Source organism: Cyclobacterium sp. 1_MG-2023 (assembly GCF_030546805.1).
In the GTDB taxonomy this organism is placed as follows: Bacteria; Bacteroidota; Bacteroidia; order Cytophagales; family Cyclobacteriaceae; genus Cyclobacterium.
This window is the reverse complement of the sequence record NZ_JAUOPC010000002.1, coordinates 32,726-58,009: the sequence shown is the minus strand read 5'-3', so window position 1 is coordinate 58,009 and position 25,284 is coordinate 32,726. Positions and strand designations below refer to the sequence as shown.

The window sequence follows — 25,284 nt, the reverse complement described above, 5'->3', positions numbered from 1 at the left end:
CCCTATAATAGCAAAAGACACACCCTAGGACGCTGTTCTACGGGTAGCGTGGTGTGTGCTGTAGTTACATATGTATAGATAAAACTTCTATATTCCAATTCTATCGCAAATTGAAAGATCTTTCCCACCTTACCCAACCCGTTTCATCATATCCAAAAACAGTCGTGCATTTTCATCCCTATCCTTGGGTTTATTGATGTAGACCAAAAATGTACTTTCTTTGGTATGGCCTGTGATTCCCATTAAAATTGTTGTCGGGATAATTTTATAGTAATTGGTAGCAAAAGATCGTCTACATGCATGAGAGGTAATCAATTCGTGCTTTGGGAAATTGCCCAGGACCTTCCGTTTACTACTTTTATCATATTTTTTACCCTTTACCAATTCATTCAATTTAGCCTCTTTAGCAATTTTTTTGATGTAATCATTGAAATTTTGATCTGCAATCCTATAAGGAAATCCTTCGTTTAAAACTTCCATGGCACGGTCATTTACAGGAATGGTCACATCTTTTTTGGTTTTATTTTGTTGGAGGTCTATAAAAGTTCCTTGAGATGTTTTTCTCAGATTTGCTTCAGTAATTTTCAACAGATCCTCCACTCTTTGTCCAATCTCACAACCTAACAAAAGCCACTTTCTCGCATTGATAAGGGCTTCCCTCTTGAGGTTTGTATTTTTAATTTGATCTAATTCACCGAAGGTTAAAGTAATAATATACCTGTCTTCATTGGCCTCCGAAAAAGCTTCAATCTTGTTTACAAAAGGGTTTACAGAAACGCCATGTTTTTCTGCATCAATTGAAATAGATTTTATAAAGGCCAGAGATTTTCCCGAACTATTGGCCGAATACTTTTGGTCATTGATGAGCCAATTTTTAAATCCTTCAATAAAATTAAAGTCAATATCCAAAAAGTGAATGGGTTTACCTAAATGCTTCTCGTAGTTCAAGACTACCTTCAAAAAAGTATTGTAATTTTTTACTGTATTCTCTGATAATCCGATTTTATTTTTACCCTTAATTTTCCTGGTTGGTGCAGTCTCGATGATATGCTTAATATGGTTACTAAGCATAGTTTTGTTTGTGGGCTTAACCCTGTTGAAGCATTCATCAACCTGTCTTTCAAAAAAACTTTTATCTATATTGATTCCTTTGGCCTGTGCTTCATTCACTTTTTCCATTAAAAAGGATTCAAGTGATTTCAACCGTTCCATTAGTCGTTTGTTTTCTTCGTCATTGGGTTTAGGAAATCCTTTAACTGAACTCCAATTTTTAGGAAGAATATTAAAACCTGTTTTCATACGAAAAAAACTCCCTCTCCCTAGGGACACATAAAAGTAAATGGGTACATGTCTATTCGCTTGGCTGCGAATCAAATATTTAATTGTTGCCATGGAACATTGTCTTTGTGTTTTTTCGAAGTTAGCCAATTTCCTACTTTTGGCAAACCATTGGCAAACATTTATTGGATTTAAATGGATTACATACTATTCTATGCTAGGGGTACATCAAGGTTAAAACCCTTAAAATAGTCCATTAAAGACTTAAATAGGGTATTTTAAGGAAATAGAGACAGAAAATAAAAAACACAAAATACATAGGGTTAGACTCCGGCCCTGGGTACACAAAACCCCTTCAGATGTGAATTTGGAGGGGTTTTTGCGTTTTTTGGCAATCCGTTTTTAAATAGCAGCTTCCTGGACTAGGGGAATCAAGAAATTCTGAAATATCTAATATAAGTTGCCTTTTGGGTTTTAGTTAAATGCTAGGCCCCGGACCTGGCAGACCTGCCTACCGGCAGGCAGGCCTGCTTGCAGATAACGGTAGGTTTGTCTACCGGTGAAGGTAGGTACACTGGTCTCAAACACCAATACCTTCGGGCGTGCCGGTTCGACCTGCCTACCGGAGGTAGGTTCCAGCCCTTCCTTCGGTAGGCAGGCCTGGGTACTCAAAACCACTTAAAAAGCAATTTTGGAGGGGTTTTTGCGTTTTTTGGCAATCCGTTTTTAAATAGCAGCTTCCTGGACTAGGGGAATCAAGAAATTCTGAAATATCTAATATAAGTTGCCTTTTGGGTTTTAGTTAAATGCTAGGCCCCGGACCTGGCAGACCTGCCTACCGGCAGGCAGGCCTGCTTGCCGATAACGTTAGGTTTGTCTACCGGTGAAGGTAGGTACACTGGTCTCAAACACCAATGCCTTCGGGTGTGCCAGTTCGACCTGCCTACCGGAGGTAGGTTCCAGCCCTTCCTTCGGTAGGCAGGCCTGAGTACACAAAACCCCTTCAGATGAAAATCTGAAGGGGTTTTTACGTTTTTTAATGATACTAAGAAAGCTTGAATTGGAAAAAAAAGTTTTCTTTAACCTCTCGCTATATTCTACTTTTTAGATAAAAAAAACTAAAATATGCTGCAGCTTTTCCTAATTACGAAAATTCCTTCGAAAGATATTTTTACTTTTTCTAAGACCTACTGATTGGCAGGGCTTTCTATTTAGGAGATTTTTTTTTGGTCTTATCGAAATACACACCGTCCGTTTCCATGTCAGAAATACTGCGTTTAATGGCTTTTTTAAGTTCTTCCCTGTCTTTTCTAGGGATTTCATCATCCTCAAAAAGGGCACTCAAAGCATTAAATAAAGCTACCCTACTAGGGCCAGTTGCCTTTTCATATTTCCAGGACTCCCCTTCCATTCGGATAAATTCCTGTACTGAGGAAAAAATAAATACAACAAAAGATATTACCACCACAATTGTCAGAATAATTACATCTAAATTTTCCATATTACCTTTTCATTTTAAATAAAATCAAAAAGCCAAGTATAGTCGGGCACCATAAACCTATGAAAATGGCTTTGAGTGGTTCATTTTTTATAAGAAAATAATATTCTGATACCCCGATCAAAATTACTACCAATACGATCAGTACGATTTCGGACTTTTTAAACTTTTTCATGAATTTTATTATTACTTAAATTGCTTTACACATTTTTAGATTCCCTGATCAGGTGGAGTGTAGCATCACTATAACTACACTACATTATTGAACTTTTCCCGATACTGAAATTATTTACTTGAGTGGTAATAACAATTGAAAATGAATAAAGTTATTTTCTATACCCAATTAACTGTCAAGGTCTTCTCATTAGATATTCATCTAAATGGAAAACAATACTATATCGAAATTTTAAAATCAGACCTAAAAACATTAAAGTTACCATTTAGTATCTAGGATGAAATATTCTTTAACAGCATAAAACTTATTGCCTATAGGTAACCCGATTGAACCTAAATGATTTCAGCTTTTTAGAGAAATATGTTATATGAGATAAAAAAATGCCAATCTCGTACTGATGAAGGAAAGGATTGAGAAAGATTTTGTTAAAGGCAATGGTGAAAGCATGATATTTTAGGCCTTTACAAATAGGCTTTGATTTCCAAGACATTCAATTTTTACCCCCCTAAAACTGATGTTCTGTAATTTTCTTTCAATATTGCAAAAGGATTAAATTCCTTTTCATTTAAATTTAATTGAAGCATGAAGCTACTTACTCCATTCGCTCTTCTTTTGGTACTATCGACAACATTAGGTTGCAAAGGTCCTATTGGGGTATCTACTGAGGAACTGGAAAATTTTGAATCCAAATTGACTGCAACAGAATTTTTCTGGCAAAGCAGGTATGGGAGCTATATCGACTTCCAATTTAAACCGGAAGGTACCGTATATGCCCTAATCAATGGTAAACCCGATTCACGATTGAGAGGTAATTGGTCATTTGACAGCAGCAGCGGTGAACTTCAAATTGCCTGGGAAGGGGGAAGACAGTATGCTTCTGTAGTCAAGAAAATTGAAAATAACTGGGGCAAAATCACTTTTACATCGAAAATTCATGAATATGGTGACAAAACCCTGACCCGGCTAAAACTTCTGGACGATAGGTTTGACAGCAAAGAGTAACCGGAATACCCTTACAAAAGCCATTGCAAATGTTGCACTTACCATCCCATTAGGTAAATCCTAAAATTACTCTGCGGAACTATCTTGGGCAGAAAACACCCTTTTAAGCAATGCTGTTGTTCTTTCGGCCGGATTTTCTCGAATGGCTTTTTCTTCTTGGGCCACCAGCTTAAACAAACCCTGAATGGCCATTTGTGTCACATAAGCATTCAAATCCGGATCTAACTTGCGTGAGGTGGTAGGGAAAGCATTGTATTTATTGACCAAATCTCCATAATAACGTGTAGCGCCTACCTCATCCAAAGATTCCTGAACATGTGGCTGGAATAGAGCCGTTAATTCTTCAGTGGTGGTTCTTTGGAGGTATTGGGTGGCTGCATCATCTTCTCCTTTTAATATATTCCAGGCATCTGTAATGGTCATTTGCTTGATGGCCGCAATAAAAATTGGCTTCGCTTCTATGGCTGCATTTTCAGCTCCTCTGTTAATGGTGGTAATCACCCGGTCTACTTGCGACCCCAAACCAATTTTCCTTAGTGTTGATTCTACCCGTTGCACATCTTCGGGAAGGGCTATTCTTATCAGATCATTCTTTAAAAAGCCATCTGTAGCAGATGCTAAATTAGCTCCTTCGGTCACCCCTTTAATGAGCGCTTCCTTAAGGCCATTGCCAACTTCATTTTCTGTAAGTGCTGATTCACTGGCAGCAGCTAAAAATTTATTGACTTCTGCTGCTGTACAGCTCACCAATGAAAAGACCAGTAATGCAAAGAATGTTTTGGATAGAAATTTCATTTTTTATTTATTTAATATTCTTCAAATATATGGACAATCCCTCTTATTCTGAAGGCCACCACTTAGGGAAAAGGTTAATTTTGGTTAAGGAAGAAATTTAACAACCATCTTGCCTACAATATTGAGAAATGGATGAATTCAATTTTCCCAGCGGGTCATTATTTCTTGAATCAAGGTTTCTTGTCCTTTTTCACTTAAATGCCCATGGTCTATATAATTGGACACATCCTTAGAAAAATTAAAGAATTCAGGATTATTGAAATTATAAAAATTCAACAGGCTCCCTTGATTGCTATTGGCAACTGAAAGAATATCCTTCCAATATTTATCCATTTTCTTCTTGTGGGCATTGTATATAGGGAAAGGCACCGGGTGATAATAGACGAAAGTTCGTATGCTATTATTTTGTAACAAGATCAATAGTTCTTCAAAATCTTTTCTTTGATCAGCCCTGATTTCAAACTCACTTACCTTGACATTGTCCACTTCTTCCAAAATCCTATTGGACACATCCTCCACCTTAAATAGTGGCTCAAAAGAATTGCTCCCATTGGTATTATACTGATTTTTGGGATATTTGTTTGGCCAAAGGTTAAAATTCCTGATAATTCCCAGTCCATACACCCTTAATAAATTCACAGAACCTAAAGCTTTCCAATAGGCATCAGGATTCATATAGTCTGACTCATCTGTGCCGACATTAGAGGTAACATAGGGATGGATACAAACAATGGCTTCTTTGATGTTTCCATTGTTTTCGATCACATTGGTGGTCAGGGACAAGACATTGTTAATTCTAGCCCCCATAAGACTTAGATTAAAATAATTTTTACCCTGAATATGATCGGGATTTAGGTTGGCAGAAAGTGAGGGCCCCAAGATCATCCCTTCAAAGTTTTGCGGCACAAACTCAAAAGTCATCAGGTACTTTGAAAATCTCTCCTCTCCATAAACCCGCACCTGCTCTTTGCTCTTAAAACCAAACAACCCAAAAACATCCAAAAACACATTGAGAAGCCCGAAACCCAACATGGCTCCCGCAAAACAAAGAAGTAAAACCTGAAGGTATTTCTTGAATTGTTTTTCCATAGATTAAAAGTCAAAATACAAAAAGTCATTCTTAACAATGGAGTTAAGGTAAATCACATTGAGCAAAAACAACAGGATATTTAATAATAAATAAGTAAACGTTGGCTTCAGTCTTCTTCCTAATTCTATGGCATTGGGCATAAAAAGCAATACCACCCCGGCTATCCAGACAGGTAGGTCATAAAAATTACTTACAAGGTAAAACCCCTCCTCACCCGACATTTTAAAAAACATGCGTTGTAACATGTCTAAGGAGCCATTCCAAGATTCTGCCCTAAAAAATACCCAGGTGATGTTCACAAACATAAAAGTCAGCAAAAGTGCCAAAACTTTGGGCAGATTCAAGCCTAACTTGGTCCACTCTCGGTGAATTACTAATGCTATACCATGCAAAAAGCCCCAGAAAACAAAAGTCCATCCGGCACCATGCCAGATCCCTCCAAGCAAAAAAGTAATGATCAGATTGATGCTTGTTCTCAAGTTCCCATTTTTATTTCCTCCCAAAGGGATATAGACATAATCCCTGAGAAATCGGCTTAAGGTCATGTGCCAATTCCTCCAAAACTCCTTAATGCTTAATGATTTGTAGGGGGAATTGAAATTTTGAGGAAGCCTAATATTAAACAAAAGCCCTAGCCCAATGGCCATGGCGGAATAACCACTAAAATCAAAATATAGTTGTAAGGAATAAGCCAAAGAAGATGCCCAAGCTTCTGCAGATCCTAAGGAATTAATATTGGCATATCCTTTGTTAGCTATTAAAGCGAAGCTGTCAGCGATTACAATCTTCTTTGCCAGCCCCATCATGAAAATAAACAAGCCTCTGGACAGGTTGTCGTAATTGAGTTTAGTAAGGTTAGGTTTCCTAAACTGACCCATCATTTCAGAATGGTGCACAATAGGACCGGCTATCAATTGAGGGAAAAAGGAGACAAATAATCCGTAAGAAAATAAACTTTTCTCCTTTGGCGTTCCTTTATAACTGTCTACCAAATAGGCAATTTGCTGGAAAGTATAGAAAGATATTCCCAGCGGAAGTACGAGGTTTAGATAACCAAGTGAAAGGTCAGGAAGTAGGTTGAGGTTGTAAATGAGAAAATCGGTGTATTTGAAAAACACTATACCCAGTAGATTGACAGTTATGCCAAATACAAGTGTTTTTTTCTTTCCCGGATAAATTCTTTTAGAGATTAAGTAATTAAAACCTATGGAAAACAGAATCAAAGCCAAGTAAGCAGGGTTCCACCAACCATAGAAAAATAATGAGCAGATGAGGAGCCAAAGACCTGTAAAAGGAGATTTTAGCTTTGGGCCGAAAAAATAAAAAACAAAAAGGGTTACAGGTAGAAAACCTAATAGAAATTCAAAAGAATTAAATAACATTTTGTTTCGAGTTCAGCTAAAAAATCTAATATTGTCGTACACTTATTCGGCATCTTGGCGATTTGAAATGAAAAGAACTTGACACCGAAAAGGTTAATTAATTCGTTTTAAAATTAAATAATCTTTACCAATGATTCATTTCAAAAATTTAGTTAAAACATATACCAAAACTAATGTTAAAATTGTGCCTGAAAGTAAATTTAAGGAAATGTGGTGATTTCAAAAAACATAGTACCAAAAAATATACTTCTTCAATTTAAAATTCTTTCCGAATAAAAGTATTAACTATTTAACTTAAAATTGTAATAAAGATACTTATGCAACTCTCCTTCCAAAAATCCTTTTACGCATTAGCTTTCGTATTCCTCCTGTTGTTTGCTATGGTTATGGCCAAGAGTGTGTTAATATCTTTATGCTTTGCCTTATTACTATCATTTATCCTGCACCCGCTGCATAACTTATTGATGCGAAAAGGGGTTCCTATAATTCTAGGAGCCTTTTTGGTGCTGATCACCTTTTTCTTGATCATAATTGGGGTGTTCACTTTCTTTTCTGCGGAAATCATCTCTCTATCAGATGAGTTAAGCAATTTCAGAGACAAGTTGATGACACTATTCACCGATTCCATTGTCTACCTGAATGAAAACGTTAGTTTTTTGGGTAATCTGGAGAAGGAAAAAATTCTATCCGATGCTAAATCATGGGCAAAAAGTGGTGCAACAGACCTTATAGGCACTACTTTTAGTAGTACCACCAGCTTTTTTACAGGCCTGTTCACTACGATTATTTATTGCTTCCTATTTTTGATTTATAAGGAAGGATTGGTGTCTGCATTTACCCGATTTGCCCCTGAGGACAAAGAGTCTGAATATCTTCATATGCTCAAAAAGATCCAGCTAGTCGGCCAAAAATACCTATCGGGAATGCTTACCTTAATCCTTATTCTTGGCTTCGCCAATAGCATAGGACTATGGATTATAGGTCTTGACAATCCATTTCTTTTTGGTTTTTTAGCAGCCTCACTCTCCATTATTCCTTACGTAGGAACCACAATCGGTGCAAGTATTCCTGTACTTTATGCCTTTATGTCTAAAGATGAACTATGGGTTCCTTTGGCCGTTGGGCTTATGTTCTGGCTTATTCAAGTTATCGAAAGCAATTTCTTAAGCCCTAAAGTGGTAGGAAACAGTGTCAATATAAACGCCCTTGCTGCCATTCTAAGTTTAATAGTTGGGGCATCCGTATGGGGCGTGGCAGGGATGATATTGTTTTTACCTTTTGCTGCCATGCTAAAGGTTGTTTGTGATCATTACGAACAACTTAAACCCTTCGGCATGTTACTTGGTGATGATCAGTTCAATGAAAACGAAAAGAATTCCAATTCCTGGTTTAAAAAAGTGAAAGAAATGTTTTAGGCTAGCCAAAAAAATTTGAGTCAAAAATAAAAACCCAATCAAAACATGATAAATCATGTTTTGATTGGGTTTTTATTGCACCTTCTAACCTTATTGTTAAGACTTATTTTTGTTCAGAAAGATAAGTAATCAAGGAAGCAAATTCCTCATAGGACAATGCATTGGCTAAACCTTCCGGCATCATAGAATTTTCCAATTCTTTTCTATCTTTAATATTTTCCGTCAAAATAGTAAAAGCCTGTCCGGCTATATTTCGGATCACTATCCTTTCGGCACTCTCAGCAGTAACAAATCCAACATAGGATTTATCGTCTTTGGTATCCACCATTACGGTAGCAAAACCTTGAGAAATAGACGCATTGGGTTTTAAAATAGACTCAGCAATCTGCTCTCTACTCATAATACTACCTATTTGCCCCATAAAAGGGCCTTTCATTGCTTCATCGGCCGAAATACTGTGACAGGCTTTGCAACCTTGTTTTTGGAAGATTGCTTTCCCTTTAACCGGATCACCTTTCACTTCCTGCATGGCCAAAAGAATGTCTTCTATAGAGGATTCACCCACCTGGCCTTTTTGGTTTTTAATTTTTTCCAAATCAACTTCCGGTTCCTCAATTGTTTCGGTGACAGAAAATTCTCCACCAAATGCTGTAATTCCCATTCGGTTTTTTTCGTTAAGCATTGCAATTACATCCCGTTCCCTTGAAGTTCCATTGTCCCAAATATTTTTAAACAGTTCTTTAATTTGTGCCGATCCGGACCATAATACTGATTTATAATATGGGCCATGGGTATCAGGCCTAGTGCCCCACCACCAAGAGCCATCATAAGGAGCTTCTTTGGTGTACAGTCTCGCAAGTGTGGTTAGAATGCCTTGTTTTAATTCTAGATCTTCAGTTCCTGCGCCATTATATTTAGCAATCAGACCTTCAATTGCAGCTTTGGAGTGCATATAACGCAAGGCCCAGAGGCCTAATTTAGAATTCTCTGTACCCACCGCATTCAAACTCTCTTTATCTGCATCTAAGGCTACCAAAGCTCTCACCGCCAAGTGAGGTAAAATTATTTCTGAGTTTGGCGTGGCATGTGGTCCCTCTTCCCCGAAGGCCGGAGCCCGGAATGAATCAGGCACTTCCGTATTCAATAAATGAGGAATGGCAGCTTTGTCTCCTATCCTACCCAAAGCGATAAGTGCAGCTGCTTTTACCCTCACTGAAGGGTCATCCAATGCCTCAACAAAAGGCGCTATGGACAAACTGCTTAGAAATGCTTTTCGGTCTGTAATTGCCCGAATAACGTATTCCTTAATGGCTGAGTCATTCATCAGTTCCAATAATTGAGGAACCGCCTCTTCTCCGAGAATTTGGCTATAAGCATACATGGCTGCTACTCTCGAATAATCCGGTGCTTCAGCATCAGTAACTAAATCCCAGGCTCCAGAAGCTGCTTCTTGGCTTCCTCTTTTGACCAACTCTTGCTGGGCATAAATTCTAATGGTAGCGCTATTCTCCATTAACAAATCCACCAGGTCATCAATATCAGCTAAAGAAAGATCAGGCATTTCACTGTATTCCAAAACCTTTGGAACAATTCTTACGACATAACCTTTGCTTTCATTTCCCGAATATCCGGCTCCATCCCAAGCAGCCATAAACATTCTTCCGGAACCATCTATGTCTAAATCGGTGACCTGAGGTAGTTTAAAAAACGGCGTTTCTTCTTGCACATAAGAGGGTCCATCTTCTGTGACTTTGTGTATAAACACTTGACTTCTACCCCAATCGGCCATCAATGGATTGTTGTCATATTGGTCGGGCCATCGGTCGTCCTGTAAATACAAAGAACCGGTTCCAGAGCCACCTCCTACATCTATTAATGCAGGAATAATTTCTTCTGTGAAATTTTTAAACAATACCGGATAACCATATTCACCCGACTGGATTTGATGGATAAAACGAATGTTCCAACCTCCACCATCATTGGTATTGCCACGGGTAAACATGTTCATATAAGGATCGATGGCGACATCATATATATTTCTAAGTCCATGGGTATACACTTCCATTTCGGTACCATCCGGACGTACCCTGAGAATCCCTCCTCCGAGCATGGTTAATTCAGTTCCTTCTCTATCCACTGCACCGTGGAATCCAAAATCTCCAACTGCTATATATATCCATCCATCAATTCCTAAGCGAATCCCATTGGTGGCATGATCCGTCCCTCTACTTTGAAGAAATTTGGGTGAGCTGATATGCTGGATTAAAGGCTGGGAAGGACCATCAGCCACACCGTCTCCATCCTTGTCTTCAAAAACAACAAGATCCATTCCGGTGGCCAAACTATCGGCTTCAGAAAAAACAGTATGCAGAACATATAATTTATCCCCCAAAGAGATTATTCCTCTGGGATTATCCACTTCAGCAAAGACAGTATGGGAATCTGCTTTCCCATCATTGTCATGGTCTATTAATTTAACTATCCTTCCTTTACCGGGTGTTTTCCCTAAGGAGCCTATGGCATCTACACCTACATAAACCTCTCCATAGGGAGAGACTGCTAGACAAGCTGGGCTTGGGGTTATTTCCGGACCGGAAAAAGCCTGGACTGCCAAGTCATCCGGCCATTCCAAAGATTGACTCAGAGAGTCTAGAGATGGTGAAGTTTGAGACTCAATAATTTCAACCTTTTTTTCAGGCTTACAGGCCAAAAAAATAAGGAGTAATGGTATTAAGAACAGGTTTTTTTTCATTGGGTTAGATTTTATATAAAAAGTAAAATTATATAAAATGCAAAACCCATCCAATAGAATGGATGGGCTTTGTGTTAAAAATACATTTAAAATCATCAATCAATTAGAGAGGTAAGGCAGGCTTAAAGGTGCAAACCACATTCAGTCTTCGGACTATTGTTCCATCTCCCACTTCTATCTTCTCCGGGAACAGTACAGTGTTTACATCCAATAGAATGGTAGCCAAATGCTATCAGAGGATGAAAAGGCAACTTATGTTTGTTGATGTACTCATCTCTTTCTTCCTCAGTCACATCCAATAGCGGGTAAAATTTAAGAATTCCCCCTCGTTCTTCAAAGATATCCAAGGTAGCCCTATGATCACTTTGCCAACTCATTAGACCTGAAACCCAAACAGAAAACCTTTGCTTGATTAACTCAAGAGGCTTCACTTTATTAATGGAACAACACAATTCAGGGTCAGTCTTCCACGTTTGGTTTTTACTGGTAAAATCATGGTCTTCTTTTCCTGCACTTACCGATTCCACATTCAACCCATATAATTCGGTTAATTTCTCCCGATATTCCAAAGTTTCAGGAAAATGATATCCCGTATCGATAAAATAAATTTTTTGCTCTGAATTACTTTTGGAAAATACACTTAACAACAAAGCGGAAGTAGCCGCAAAGGAACTTGTCAGCATCACTTCACCGGGGGCAAAATCCTTATACAATTGCTTTACGCGTTCTTCTACTGTTAAATCCCTGTATTTTTCATTAAGGGCTTTAATTTCTTCCTTTGAATAAACTTTTTTTGATATAGTGGATTCCTGCATGCCAGGTGTTTTTTATTATTATTCTACAAAACCTACCAATTTGGTATGGTATTAAATTTTCGTAAAAATAGTGATTAATATCTAAAAAACAATACCCTTACTTTTTTATACCAAAAAGCACTATGAGGCAATCTTTAAAGCAAAACTTTTTTTACTTACCCAAACAAGAAAGGTAACCATCAAACCAACGAAAGCCATCAAGGCAAAAGACATTTTCAAATCTGTCCATTCGGCAATAAAACCAATTAAGGGAGGACCTAGCAAGAAACCAAAAAAAGAAATGGTAGATACCATTGCAATGGCCATACCAGTGGGAAGAGAGGTTGCATTTGCGGCAAGGCTAAAACACAGCGGAACAATGGCTGCAGTCCCCAAACCAACCATTAAAAACCCTACAATAACAACGCCTACCTGTGCAAAAGCAATTGACAAAATCAGCCCTGTAAAAATTAATATACCGGAACCCTGTAAAACGTTCATCATACCAAATCGATGCGCCAATTTATCTGCAGCAAACCTTCCTAAGGCCATGGCACCCATATAGGAAATATAACCTGTAGGGACCAAATAAGCCGGTGCCTGCACCACCTTGTTCATGTATACACCGGACCAGTCAAACATACAACCTTCACACATCATCCCGCAAAAACCAATCATTCCCAATTTCATTAATGATTGATCGGGTTTTCTCCAAACCATTCCCTTAACGGAGCTTGAATTGTCTTTTACTTCCTGCACAAATCCTTTCCTAAAGGAAAAAACCACTACGATTCCTAGCAAAAATATAACTGTATAATGTTGAAAAGGGGACAAGGACAAATAAACCATAAGCCCACCAACTCCTGCACCGGCAAAGCCTGCCAAGCTCCACAAGCCATGTAAAGAACCTAAAATATTTCTCCCATAATCTTTTTCAAGGTTTAGTGCCTGAGTATTTAAAGAAATATTCATCATATTACCCAACATGCCAAAGATGAAAACCATGACGGTTAAAAAGAAGGCATCCATAGAAATTCCTATACCTACCAGCACCAAAATATACAGGGAAAGCCCCACCATTATTACCGACTTGCTCCCAAATTTAATCACAGCCCAAGTAGCTAATGGCAAAGCCAGTAATGAACCTAAAGGAAGGCCTAATAGAACAGAGCCTAACTGCCCTTCACTTAGCCCAAACTTTTGCTGAAAATCAGGGATTCTTGAAGCCCATGAGGAAAAACACAATCCTGTGAGGAAAAAGAAAGCACCTGCTGAAATTCTTCTTGTTTTTAATTGCACCATTGTATTTTAAATAATTCATAAAGGTAAGACAGAAAGTCTATGAATAACAAAAGTCATTTTTAACTTTTTGTGAACAATTCAACAAACTATAATGGCTATTTTTGAGTTATTTATAAATTAAATGGTATTCCATTGAATTGCTGAGATTATTCCCACGAATTTCAATTGCTGTCCATTCACAAATAAAAGTCAAATATAATATGGAATTCGTAATTGCAGGTACCACAATCGCCCTCGCCATACTTTTAATCAGAATAATTATCAAAAAAGTTTTCGATTGATCGCTATTGGTTTCAATTATAACATGCTTAATATTGTTAAAAGAGATTAACCTATTAAAAATAATCAATCTTTTTTGGTCATGAATGAAAATAAGGAAATTGTTTCCATCACCTTTTTCCAATATCCCAAAAGAAACCGTTGGTGGGCATTCAATCAAATGCAGTTGGCCATTTCACCATTAAAGAAAGTCCAAGGAAAGAAATTTTTTAAATTGATGGGTACCGGAGGAGGATTCGGGTTTTCTCTTAAGCCAGACTTTTCCACCTACGCTTTACTTATGGTTTGGGAGGACGTTGAGGCTGCAAGAAATTTTAATTTATCAGAAGCTTATCTTAGGTTCAATCAACAGTGCATCAGCAATTTCACTTATTGGATGCGTTGTATTCAAAGTCATGGAACTTGGTATGGAAAGGAACCTTTCAACCCCAGCCATGAGAAAACCGATGGACCGATTATGGTAATCACCAGAGCTCGCGTAAAACTCCACAAAGTATTTCGATTTCTGAAATATACCCCAAACACTAGCCGATCTGCAGAAAAAGCATCCGGACTAATCTTTACAAAGGGGATAGGAGAATGGCCTATAATAGAACAAGCTACTTTCAGCTATTGGAACAGTCAAGCGCAAATGGAGGACTATGCTTATGGAACTGCACATAAGGAGGTGATCAAAAAGGTAAAAATTGAGAAATGGTATAAGGAAGAACTTTTTGCGAGATTTATTCCAATAGAGATTAACAAAATCCCGGAATCGCAGACATGAAGATTACCAAAACCAGATTGGCACCAACCCCTAGTGGATACCTTCATATAGGGAATGTACTTTCATTTCTTATTACTGCCAGCTTGGCTAAAAAGCATGCCGCCAAAATACTACTTCGAATAGATGATTTGGATCAAAAGCGCGTGCAGATGGAATACATTCAGGATATTTTTGATACACTAGACTTTCTGGAAATCCCCTATGATGAAGGCCCCAAGAGCACCAAGGAATTTATTCAAGATTATTCTCAGCTCAATCGGCTATCTATTTACAAAGATTATATCCACGGATTAAAAGAAAAAAAACTGATCTTCGCCTGCGATTGTTCTAGAAAAACGCTCTTAAAAAATCATTCCAAGAGGTACTATACAGGCACTTGCCTTCATCGAGACTTGCCTTTGGGTAAGAAACAAACAGCACTCAGGTTAGTTACCGATTTAAGTCAAACAATTTATATCAACCAATATACTGACACTCAAAAAGCACATCAATTACCGGATGCCATGAATTTTTTCATGGTCCAAAAAAAGGATGCATACCCAAGTTACCAATTGGCATCCATGTTAGATGATATTTATTTTGATGTGGATTTTATAGTAAGAGGAAAAGACCTCTGGCCTTCTACCATTGCACAGGTTTACCTTTCAAACCAGCTGAAACAGCAGCAGACTTTTAATCAAACGATTTTCTACCACCATCAATTAATTAAAGAAGAAGGCGAAAAACTATCCAAATCGAATGGAAGTTATGCTATTCGTCAAATGATCAAAGCCGGGGTAAAAAAAGAAGGTATTTACCGTATGATAAGCAATCAGTTGAATTTACCGCATGAAACAACCAATTTAGAAGAATTTTCAATTCAATTCCTTCTTCTTATGAATCAATCATCAAAATTAGGTATCGTCAATAGTTCGCCCCCTTTTAAAGCAGACTGATGCGCCACAATACCGGGAACCGTATAAGCCATGGCTTCATATATATTTATTTTGGGCATACGTTCTTCCACAATGGATTGGATAAATTCGTGCGTGAGAAAAGTATGAGAACCATCATGACCACTGTTGTGCCTCATTTTCTCTGGAAGCATATCGGTTTCCCACCACTTGGTAATTTCATAAGGTGCTACTTTATTTCTGGTATGTTCAAAACCTGCATCATCCTTCCCCATCTCCGATGCATTGGTGACTAATGTAGGCTCCGAGGAATGACCTGTAGGTAGGTAGAAGCTCATCTTTTCACCCCGCCACTCACCTCTTTCTGCATTTCTTAGTGCTCCTTTCCAGTTCACTTCCACCCTAAAAGGATGCCCTTGATCGGTCTGAAAAAATGCGGTTTCATTCCAAAATGGGTTGTTGTAAGGGTTATTTTCCAATAAGCCCTCCCCTTTTCCATAACCAAGGCAACTTACTTTCTTTAATCTCTCTCCTGTCACGCTTACCAATAAAGCTGTGCAATGTGTTGGATAGTTCATAGGGGCTAACCCATGGCGCCAGGTAGGCTTTCCGTTTTCAAACCAAAGAACTTCCAATCCCGGATGATTGTATTCTGCAGCAGCGCTAAAAATCTCTCCAAAACGACCTTCTTCATAAAACTTTCTAGCGGTAATGGTCCCTTGCATGTACACACTGGTTTCTGCCATCATAAAGTTTTTCCCGGTACTTAAAACGGCTTCTTTTATTTCCCGGCATTCCTCAATAGTCATCCCCAATGGTACGGCACACATCACGTGTTTCCCGGCTTTTAAACTAGCTAGGGTATGTTTGGCATGATCGGGAGCAGGTGTTGCAAGAAAAACGGCATCTATATTGGGGTCCTTTAACAGTAAAGCAAGGGAATTGTACGCCTTTTCGCATCTGTAAGTTTTCTTTAAATGACTTCTTCTATCCTCCCGAAGATCACTAACAGCTTCTACAATGCAGTTTGGGTGTTCATGAAATTGAAATGAGGCGCCAAACCTTCCACCCACTATTCCTATTCGCACTTTCTCGGTAGCTAACAAGTCGGAGGAAAATGCATGAAAGGGACCTAGGCCTACAAAGCCGGTAAAAAGGCCTGTTTTCTGAATAAATTGTCTTCTTTTCACAGTGTCAATTGGTAAAATAAAATTAAGTTTGAATTAAAAAATTGCCATAAAGCCAGAATAGATAAAAAGGAATAATTGTCCTTTAATAAAAAATTGACACACTTTACTATTGCATTTTTTAATCCGGAACCTTCATTAAGTAAATACTGTATTCACAAAGATTATAAACATTTAAATATAGCAAACTGAGAATTAATCCAAACACCATATTGCACAAACGGAAAATGAAGACCTAATAAAGGGCAAGAATATTTGATAAATTATGCGATATACTATTGATTTACAAACAATAAACGACAGTAGACTAAGCTTATCTGAAACTTAATACAAAAGTGTTGAACGACCCCTATTTGGTAGAATTATTATTTAAACGATTTCAAAATCACGCTTCAACTATAAATGTGTAGTAAAAGATGAAAGAAAGATGACCATCAAATTTAATACTTTACATTAATCCTCCTAAATTGCTTAACAATAAACCAATTGAACCCATGAAAAATACTAACCCAAGAAGAAGTGTGCTAAAAAAAATGGCAGGAACGGGACTTGCAGGTTTGCTTGCCCCATCATTATCAAACAGGCTAGCGGCGGCAGAATCAAGCTTACCTGAAGGCTTAAAGGGCAATGTCAATCATTCTGTTTGTAGGTGGTGTTACAATGACATTGCCTTTGAAGACCTTTGTAAAGCAGCAGTAGAAATCGGGTTGAAATCCATTGAATTGGCAGGGCCGGATGAGTGGCCAATACTTTCTAAATATGGACTAGATTGTGCAATGCCATGGGGCGCAGGATTGGGAATTGAAAGGGGGTGGAACAATCCTGAACTACACGATGAATTGATTGAAAGTTACACTGAAGTCATACCTAAAGTGGCAGCAGCAGGACACAAGCAGATTATCTGCTTTTCTGGCAACAGAAATGGATTGGATGATGAATTGGGTTTAAAAAATTGCGCGATGGGTTTAAAGAAAATCATGCCAATCGCGGAAAAACATGGTGTAATTATGTGCATGGAACTACTTAACAGCAAAGTAGACCACAAGGATTACCAAGCCGATCACACAGCATGGGGAGTGGCTTTATGTAAGGAGGTAGCTAGCGAAAACATGAAACTATTGTATGACATCTACCATATGCAAATTATGGAAGGAGATGTAATAGCCACCATTAAAGAATCTCATCCATATATTTCCCATTACCATACTGGTGGAGTCCCCGGCCGCAATGAAATAGATGAGAGTCAAGAGCTTTATTACCCAGCTATTGTTAAAGCCATATTGGCCACCGGATATACAGGCTATATCGGCCAGGAATTTATTCCAAAAAGACCTGATAAATTGGCTTCACTACAGCAAGGAGTAGAAATCTGCGATGTTTGAATAAAATATATCTGGAAAAAGTAGAGCGTCATAAATATGCGTATTGGCAAAATGAGTAAGATCATCCATCAGCAATTTTTCGGATGGATAAATGGTTTTAAGGTTTCTAAAGATGAATAGAATTTCGTGAATTATCTCAAAATATGCAAGTGACTATCTATATCACCACCCAGTTTTGAAAAATACAGGCATAAAAAAGGCGTTGATTAACAACGCCTTTTTTGTCCTAAGAGAGATTTCTCAGTTCATATTAATTTTATTGTCTGTAAATATATTTTTTTCAATGGAAGGTTTTCTCTTCGCTTGCTTCCTCTTTTTCCGAGTATAATTTTCCCCGGAAATTAAAGGTGCTTTCTTACAGTTATCTTTAACTTTTTGTAACGTTTTCTTGTCCATCCATATCCCTAAAGTTGTAGCAATTAATACAAGTATAGGAAGCAAAATATGATCATTTAATGCATAACCAAAAAACACAATTGATATAAAAGTCAACTTCACAACCACTAAAATCAAGGAAACTTGATCATGTTGTAATCCCATTCTTAGTAAAAAATGATGAACGTGGCTTTTATCAGGCTTCAATGGAGATTTACCATTTTTAGTCCTTTTAATAAATATTCTGACAGTATCATAAACCGGGACAATCAAGAAAGCTAATCCGGCTGAAAAAGGTGCATTTAACTTCAATCCCTCCCAAGGAGCCATTAAACCTGTTTTGTCTACAAATAAGATCACCAATACGGTAAGACAAAACCCCACACTTAAGGATCCGGTATCTCCCATAAAGATTTTAGCAGGGTGCCAATTAAACACCAGAAAAGCCAAAATTCCCCCTACCAAAGTAAAGGAGATTAGGCTGTAAGAAATCATTCCGGCAGTATAAAACCAAAAACCAAGAATGCTTAAGGTTACTAAGCTAAGGGAACCGGCTAAACCGTCCGCCCCATCAATTAAGTTAAAGGAATTGGTTAGTGCTAAAATGGCAAAAAAAGTTATTCCAACACTAATAAGATAGGGAATTTCATATATTCCCATAAAACCATACAAGCTGGAAATCCTAATATCAGCCATTACGATTACAAAAAAAGCAGGTATGGATTGCCCTATCAACTTTTGCACGGCAGTTAACTCGATAAGATCATCTCTTAAACCAACCGAGAACATAATCGCTAAGGCAACTAAAAAATAACGGGTTTCAACAATCTGATCAAAACTTAACCAAGCAAACAAGCCCACAAAAGTAGCAAACACAATAGCAATACCCCCCATTGACGGAATCTTTCCTGCATGAATCCTCCTCCCGCCTGGAGTCTCAGTAAAATTGATTTTTTTAAGAATCAAAATCAGAACAGGAGTCATTAAAAAACCAAAGAAAAATGAAGTTACTGTTGCCAGAAAAATGTTCATAGTAAAAGGATTTTGACAAAAATACACATAAGCATCTTACAATATTATAATTACTCTATAAAATTTCATAAAAAAATCATTAACGCTTACACTTTATAATAGTTTCTAATCCAATCTACAAATAGAGTTACACCGTAACTTAACTGTGTATCTGGCTTATAACCTAAATTTTTCTCTTTCGTTTTAATGGCCTCCACACAGGTTTTCACAACATCCCCAGATAGCAAAGGAAGTAAATTTAAATTGGCTTTCAAATCAAGTTGCTTTTCTATTTCTAATATAACATCCGGCAAACAGTTTGGCCTGAAGTTACCAATAGTATTATATTATAAATCGCATAAGGCACTTTAGATTTACTATACTCCCTTTATTTAGGAGCCAATTAGAATCAGCTTCCCCAGTATTATCCAAAACTTTTAATACGCCTATTACTACGTCATCAATAAAGCCGAAATCTCAGTGCTTTTTTCTAATTGAAAACATATAGCTGTTTTCCCATATTTATAGTTCTAATAAACAGAAATAGTGCCATACCTTGTCTACCCCAACGCCCATACATAGATAAAAACCATAAACATTTGATATACAGTTAAATAATATTATTACAACTATCCTCTATTAGTTCGATTGGTTTAATGGAAGTTGCAGAAACCGGAAGATTTTCAATTTGCGGGGTGGAAATAGTCTTTCAGTATTTAAACCAAAAATAGAAGCGTAAAATGCATAGTTTAAATACCCTATATTATTGTGTCGTTAGGGCTCCACCCTATTTCAACCTTTGTACTGATTGACAGGGAATAGACTTTCATATTTATCGGGTAGTACCGTAAACCAGCCTAAGCAATCAGAATTTCTTCCCTTTAGGAAAACATAATTCTTTGAAAAGCTTATCTAAACCTTTTTTATATTTTAAATTAAATTTATAAAAAATGTGATTTGGAGCGGAAATATTCATTAAGTGCTCACCCATAGTGAATTTTATTTGGGTAAATACCTGTTCCATTAAATCAATCACTGAAAAGAATTAAGATGTAAAATCAGTAATGCTATCTAGCCTTATTACTTCTTCTCCTTTATCTAATCACACTTAACCAAAATGCCTCTTTATAAAACCTTCGCTTTCTGTAATCAAAATATTTATTACCCTTCTTTAAAATAAAAAGGAAATTAGATTTTTATTTGTTGGCCCCTATTAAATACACCAAATGGATTTTCCCATGAAAAGAAAGCATATCTTTTCCTTTAGGAAATAATTCGGAAGTAGATAATTCACTTTGCCATTGATAATTTGTGCTATTCACCAATTGGAATTGAGACCCTAACAAAAAGTTTTTCCATTTTTTATTGGCCAGAATACCCACTGTAAAATCGATCCAAGGCAACATCTCGCTATTCTGACCAAATGCACGATAATAAAAGTCTTGATGGTTGGCTATCCGTTCCACCATTATCCCCAGTTTGTTGAAATCTTCAACAAAGGCCACCTCAAAAGTTTGGCTATTACTACCGGTACCAATCCCTGAACCTAAGGCTTTTCCTCTATTGGTAAAACCTCTTACTTGATAATGTGCAGCCCAAGAAGTTCTTCCACCAAGGCCTTCATACCGGATGTATCTATTAACAGATTCCTGTTGATGGAGGATCTCACTTCGGATTTGCAGGTAGGAATTTTCCTTGGCAAGGCTTACTAGTTTTTGAAAACCTATTAAATAGGCACGAGAATGTTCGGGATTCAGTATGGCATCCCTCCAAGTCAAGGCATGGTCTCTTCTGCCATACTCCCCATATATTTCAAACTGTGCCTTCTTATTTAGGAATTTGAAAAACAGGGTTGCTTGCTGGTCTCTGGCCTCGCTATCAAAGGCCACGGAGTTTCCGTCTTCAAAAAATCCCTTTTTTTGGAAAGCATCAAAAATTGGGAAATAATCTCGGAATTGGTTTCCTTGTTTGGCGCTGTACTGTTGAAATGTTCGAATAAATCCTAAATATAAACCGGGAACCCATTTTGGTTGATAACTTATATTAATGGCATTCAAATACCTCCAATCGTCATCTAGTGGAAGAAAATACAATTCATTAAGCTCCTCATCTTGTGAGGCTGCCATTCTTGAACTTTCTAACCTACCCAAGATCAATTGTCCTTCAAAATGTCCCAAAAAGGTTTTTAGGGGACGGTGGGAGTTTAAGGTAAGGTGAGGGAAACTTTCAGCATTACCGGAAAATGTCAAAGAACTCCATTGTCCCGGTCCCCACCATATAGTACGGGTGGAAATCCCCGTTTCAAAACCTCCAAACCGTGCAGTTAGACTAGATTGGCCCCACCATGTCCTGCTGGAATTCCCTTTTGCGAGTAATTCCGGCTTGTCATTTCTATTCCAATAATGAAACCTGTCTTTTAAAACCTGACTGGGAAAATCGCTACCGAACCCTTGGTAACTTTTGTTTTGTGCAAAGACGAATTCAGGTTGCAATTGAAGGTGTAAAAATCCAAGTCTACCATAAACTCCTGCACTTATAAATTGTTCGTACCCTCTTCCATTGTGCATACCAAATCCACCATACCCATAAGGCCTTTTATTGTTATAAAGCATGGTTGACTGTATTGGAAACACAGTATAGCTTATCTGGCTTTCAGACTTTTTTTGAGGAGATAAGAACAAGGATTGAACTGAAAGGTCAGGCCTTAAGCCTTCCTGTTTAAGCGAATCCAATCCATCTACCAGCAATTGTCTTCGCCTGCCATACTCTTCAAAAATAGCTGTGCCAGGGGCGAAATTCTGGGAGAAAGCATTATTTATCCAGAAAAAAAAGAGCAGGATAATCAGCCACCTTTGTAATTGGTAATTCTCTATCATTTAATTATTCCTGATTTTCTTGTTTTCAAGATCTCCCATACAAAAAGAAATAATTTCCAGGGTTTTATCAAAATCATGTTTTTCAAAAACTTTCATTTCAGCAACACTTGCTTTTTTTATCCCTTCTGCTAATTCAGTGAATTCTTGTACGGAAATAGCATACCCATTGGAGGCCATATAACCCGCTATATCTAACTGATGATTATCGACTCTTTCGGTATTTGGTACAATGATTATTTTCTTTTTTATCTCAAGTAATTTATAAATAGTACCCGCCCCTGCATGGCAAATCACCAAATCCGAAGCTTCATAATAAGTTTTAATATCAGCGCTAAATCTAAAATAGGGAAAATTAATTGGTTTGTATTTCCCGTCCGCTATTTGAAAGGTGAATTCATAGGCTAATCCGGCAAATGTTTCATCCAAATACCTAATTAAGGAGTCAAACCTGGTTGTTCCTACAGTAACCAAAATTTTCATAATAATCCCGAATAGATGGCTTTAGGGTAAAACTTAAATAAAGACCTGTTTTGAATATAGAATTTATCGGCAATTTTGTACATCACTTTTCCAGCATAAGACTGGGTTTCAAATCGTGACCATGTTTCAATAAAAACTATTTTTGTTTTCTTTATTTTAAATAAAAGAGAAAAAGGAATGGCCAATCCAGGACCTGTTGAAATCACAGAAAGCACTTTATATTTCTTATTAATCTTAGAAAAACACGAAATAAAATTATAATATTTCCGCGGAATGCTAAAAAGATTTATAAAAGAAAAATACTTATTTCTAAATGGTGGCTGTTCGAAGGTCTCAATAATATCTGGATGAAGAATTGATGCTTCACTTTCAGTAATGCCAATAAAGCTCACTCCCCCTTCTTCATACTCTTTGTTGATTTTAATTAACAACTTCTCCATCTGAGCCTTATGACCTCCTGAACCATAAATCAAAAGAATAACTTTAGGTTTCATTATTTGCCCAGTAGTTTATAAAAGAACCTATTTTTGAAGTATTTTATTGCCAAGGGGTCTTCAATCCTATCTATATTATTTTTAGCTGATTCTTTGTAGCCATTGATATATTGCCTTGCATCATCTTTTTTTCCCAAGAGAAACATTCTTGCAGCTCCGGCTAGTACGTATAAATATGGGACATGTCGCATATAGGCCGATTTGCCATAGTATTCAAACCCAAATTTCGCACCACGTTGCCTAAGGCTCACTTCTAAGTCAGGAAACGACTTTACCTCCCAGCCTAACATAATGGCTCTAGCAGCAGAAACAGAATCCTGTGAAATGGAGATTGAATAATCGGTTTGATCTAAACAAGCCCTACGCCAAACTCTAAAACCGCTTGGAGCAAAGCTTTTGTTTACATAGCTCGTAATAATTTCATTCCCATAATCTTCCTGTTGCTTTGATGCCGAAGCAATCCCTAGTTTAGGATTATTCTCAAATTTATTTAGTAGAATTTCATAATATGCTTTTTCAGGGAATACATCGCTATCTAGAATCCCTACATACTCATATTTAAATTCCTTTTCATGCGATAATAGCTTGTTCAGTCCAAATTTAATAATTCGGCTATACTTTGGCCCCAAGGCATAAGACTGATCTTCATCTTCATAATTGATGAGTTGAATACTAGTATTTTCAAAAGCAACACTGTATTTCTTTATTTCCTCCTCAAATACTTCAACTGTATTGTCTGTACTTCCATCATTTATAAATATCCATAAATCCGGCCTTTTTGTTTGCCCAGCCATACTTCCAACTAATTTGGGGATATTTTTGGCCTCATTTTTCGCCGGTGTTACTATAGCAAGTTTTCCTGTCATTTTATACGAACGCTTTTGATTCTTTTTGCTTTTCTCCTTTATGTATGATAGCTATTATCGTCAGTAGTAACCACCAAAGTGTGTTCAATACTACAATATTACCAACAATCATTCCTAAATAAATCGCTGCCAAAGCAGCATATATGGCATAGTAATAGGAAGAGTTCTGTTTGATGGCATTTTTCCTCAACTTATATAAACCATAATAAAGGGCATATAAAAAAAGTGCAAACCCAAACAAACCAAACTCCAACAGTACCCTTAAATAATCATTGTGCGGTTCCCTTATACTACTTTCCAAAAAATAAGGGCTTACAAGTGAAGCATACTCTAAGCCCATCCCTGAATACAATCCATCTTTTTCAACAAGTTCATCGTACATAAGTTTCCATGTCACGATCCTCCATACAAGGGAACTACCTCCACCTGCCTGATTTTCGGCCAATCGCTCTGAAACAGCAGTAACATCCGTTAATTCTTTAACTCTATTTTGCATTAAAAAACCCGCTCCTGCAATAAAAACAGGAAAGAGAAGAATGGCCACTAATTTTTGCCATCTTCTGGCATAATGAGATAAGAAAAGGAAGAGAACCAAAAGCAAACTAATAACTCCTCCCATTCCCCCTAGAAAGGCTGATAATAGAAAGACAAAAAAGGCCGGAATGTAACTTTTATAGACGATCAGTAAAATGGAGAAATAGGGTACTAAAAAATAACTAAAGTGATTTGAATTGATAAATGTCCCACTTGGCCTTGCCTTCCCAAAAAACAAAAACTGGACTACTGCCAACCCACTCTCAATTAAAACGATAACTGTATACAACAAGAAAATTTGCTTAAAAGAAACCTTGCTGTAATAAGCCACAATAAATACAGCAAAATAGGAAAAGTAACGAATTACTCCCCGAATAGTAAATATTGGCTCATTATGTATTAAGACGGCATTGGTAGCTGCATAACCTACTAAAAGAAAAAACAAGGAGGAATAAAGTAAGAGGTATTTAGGCAACCTTAACTTAAACACAAACAATAGAAAAAAACATCCAAGCAAGACTAGCCCAATAACAGCTCCAAAACCCGACCTGTCTACGAGAATTCTCATAAAAAGCAGAACCATTATTAAGACAGAAAAGAAATCCCATTGTTGGATTTCTTTTAATTGAATGCTATTTGGTAGTTGAAATTTCAATTG

The 25,284-nt window shown here is 37.3% G+C and carries 21 protein-coding genes; 5 read left to right on the top strand and 16 right to left on the bottom strand.

All coding sequences use genetic code 11. From position 1 onward, the window contains the following. Positions 1–129: 129 nt before the first annotated feature. The gene (locus Q4534_RS02595) at positions 130–1,392 is read right to left on the bottom strand and encodes a tyrosine-type recombinase/integrase (protein ID WP_303611614.1); all 1,263 of its coding nucleotides are present in this window, start codon (positions 1,390–1,392) and stop codon (positions 130–132) included. A gap of 1,093 nt (positions 1,393–2,485) precedes the next feature. Further along, positions 2,486–2,779 carry a hypothetical protein gene (locus Q4534_RS02590; RefSeq protein WP_303611613.1) on the bottom strand — a complete coding sequence of 98 codons (294 nt, stop codon included), beginning with the start codon at positions 2,777–2,779 and terminating at the stop codon, positions 2,486–2,488. Between the two features lie 754 nt (positions 2,780–3,533). Here Q4534_RS02590 and Q4534_RS02585 point away from each other — a divergent pair. Next, positions 3,534–3,953, top strand: coding sequence for a hypothetical protein (locus tag Q4534_RS02585; RefSeq protein WP_303611612.1), 420 nt, complete (start codon positions 3,534–3,536; stop codon positions 3,951–3,953). 66 nt (positions 3,954–4,019) lie between these two features. Here Q4534_RS02585 and Q4534_RS02580 read toward each other — a convergent pair whose 3' ends face one another. The 3 genes from Q4534_RS02580 to Q4534_RS02570 all read right to left on the bottom strand — a co-directional run bounded on the left by Q4534_RS02580 (position 4,020) and on the right by Q4534_RS02570 (position 7,220). Then, entirely contained in the window at positions 4,020–4,748 is a 729-nt protein-coding gene (locus Q4534_RS02580; RefSeq protein WP_303611611.1) for a DUF4197 domain-containing protein, read from the bottom strand. Positions 4,749–4,886: 138 nt separating this feature from the next. Beyond that, positions 4,887–5,837 carry a hypothetical protein gene (locus Q4534_RS02575; RefSeq protein WP_303611610.1) on the bottom strand — a complete coding sequence of 317 codons (951 nt, stop codon included), beginning with the start codon at positions 5,835–5,837 and terminating at the stop codon, positions 4,887–4,889. A 3-nt stretch (positions 5,838–5,840) separates the two neighbouring features. Next, entirely contained in the window at positions 5,841–7,220 is a 1,380-nt protein-coding gene (locus Q4534_RS02570) for an MBOAT family protein (protein WP_303611609.1), read from the bottom strand. 317 nt (positions 7,221–7,537) lie between these two features. On the opposite strand from Q4534_RS02570, the gene Q4534_RS02565 reads away from it, so the two are divergent. After that, a complete protein-coding gene (locus Q4534_RS02565) occupies positions 7,538–8,635 on the top strand; it encodes an AI-2E family transporter (RefSeq protein WP_303611608.1) in 1,098 nt (365 codons plus the stop codon). 103 nt (positions 8,636–8,738) lie between these two features. Here the strand turns inward: Q4534_RS02565 and Q4534_RS02560 are convergent, their stop codons facing one another. The 3 genes from Q4534_RS02560 to Q4534_RS02550 form a co-directional block, all read right to left on the bottom strand. After that, positions 8,739–11,387 (bottom strand): HEAT repeat domain-containing protein, encoded by a 2,649-nt coding sequence (locus tag Q4534_RS02560; RefSeq protein ID WP_303611607.1) that lies wholly within the window; start codon positions 11,385–11,387, stop codon positions 8,739–8,741. Positions 11,388–11,509: 122 nt separating this feature from the next. Beyond that, complete coding sequence (locus Q4534_RS02555; protein WP_303611606.1) at positions 11,510–12,202, bottom strand: phosphoadenylyl-sulfate reductase; 693 nt, start codon at positions 12,200–12,202, stop codon at positions 11,510–11,512. A gap of 120 nt (positions 12,203–12,322) precedes the next feature. Continuing rightward, on the bottom strand, positions 12,323–13,483 hold the full coding sequence (locus Q4534_RS02550) for an MFS transporter (protein ID WP_303611605.1): 1,161 nt from the start codon (positions 13,481–13,483) through the stop codon (positions 12,323–12,325). Positions 13,484–13,844: 361 nt separating this feature from the next. On the opposite strand from Q4534_RS02550, the gene Q4534_RS02545 reads away from it, so the two are divergent. After that, on the top strand, positions 13,845–14,528 hold the full coding sequence (locus Q4534_RS02545) for a spheroidene monooxygenase (protein WP_303611604.1): 684 nt from the start codon (positions 13,845–13,847) through the stop codon (positions 14,526–14,528). Continuing rightward, positions 14,525–15,463 (top strand): glutamate--tRNA ligase family protein, encoded by a 939-nt coding sequence (locus Q4534_RS02540; protein WP_303611603.1) that lies wholly within the window; start codon positions 14,525–14,527, stop codon positions 15,461–15,463. The genes Q4534_RS02545 and Q4534_RS02540 overlap by 4 nt, the downstream gene beginning before the upstream one ends. On the opposite strand, the gene Q4534_RS02535 is transcribed toward Q4534_RS02540, so the two are convergent. Further along, on the bottom strand, positions 15,409–16,611 hold the full coding sequence (locus Q4534_RS02535; protein ID WP_303611602.1) for a Gfo/Idh/MocA family protein: 1,203 nt from the start codon (positions 16,609–16,611) through the stop codon (positions 15,409–15,411). The genes Q4534_RS02540 and Q4534_RS02535 overlap by 55 nt on opposite strands. A gap of 491 nt (positions 16,612–17,102) precedes the next feature. Between Q4534_RS02535 and Q4534_RS02530 the strand changes: the two genes are divergently transcribed. After that, positions 17,103–17,990 carry a hydroxypyruvate isomerase family protein gene (locus Q4534_RS02530; protein WP_303611601.1) on the top strand — a complete coding sequence of 296 codons (888 nt, stop codon included), beginning with the start codon at positions 17,103–17,105 and terminating at the stop codon, positions 17,988–17,990. Positions 17,991–18,230: 240 nt separating this feature from the next. On the opposite strand, the gene Q4534_RS02525 is transcribed toward Q4534_RS02530, so the two are convergent. The 7 genes from Q4534_RS02525 to Q4534_RS02495 form a co-directional block, all read right to left on the bottom strand. Next, positions 18,231–19,397: a glycosyltransferase family 4 protein gene (locus Q4534_RS02525; protein ID WP_303611600.1), complete on the bottom strand. Its 1,167-nt coding sequence runs from the start codon at positions 19,395–19,397 to the stop codon at positions 18,231–18,233. Positions 19,398–19,483: 86 nt separating this feature from the next. Further along, positions 19,484–19,690 (bottom strand): hypothetical protein, encoded by a 207-nt coding sequence (locus Q4534_RS02520; protein ID WP_303611599.1) that lies wholly within the window; start codon positions 19,688–19,690, stop codon positions 19,484–19,486. 882 nt (positions 19,691–20,572) lie between these two features. Next, the gene (locus Q4534_RS02515) at positions 20,573–22,252 is read right to left on the bottom strand and encodes a capsule assembly Wzi family protein (protein WP_303611598.1); all 1,680 of its coding nucleotides are present in this window, start codon (positions 22,250–22,252) and stop codon (positions 20,573–20,575) included. Beyond that, positions 22,253–22,732: a PssE/Cps14G family polysaccharide biosynthesis glycosyltransferase gene (gene pssE / locus Q4534_RS02510; protein WP_303611597.1), complete on the bottom strand. Its 480-nt coding sequence runs from the start codon at positions 22,730–22,732 to the stop codon at positions 22,253–22,255. Then, entirely contained in the window at positions 22,729–23,226 is a 498-nt protein-coding gene (gene pssD / locus Q4534_RS02505) for a PssD/Cps14F family polysaccharide biosynthesis glycosyltransferase (RefSeq protein WP_303611596.1), read from the bottom strand. The genes pssE and pssD overlap by 4 nt, the downstream gene beginning before the upstream one ends. After that, entirely contained in the window at positions 23,226–24,092 is an 867-nt protein-coding gene (locus tag Q4534_RS02500) for a glycosyltransferase family 2 protein (RefSeq protein ID WP_303611595.1), read from the bottom strand. Before Q4534_RS02500 ends, pssD begins: the two co-directional genes overlap by 1 nt. Before the next feature lies 1 nt (position 24,093). Then, entirely contained in the window at positions 24,094–25,281 is a 1,188-nt protein-coding gene (locus tag Q4534_RS02495) for an O-antigen ligase (RefSeq protein ID WP_303611594.1), read from the bottom strand. Positions 25,282–25,284: the final 3 nt, after the last annotated feature.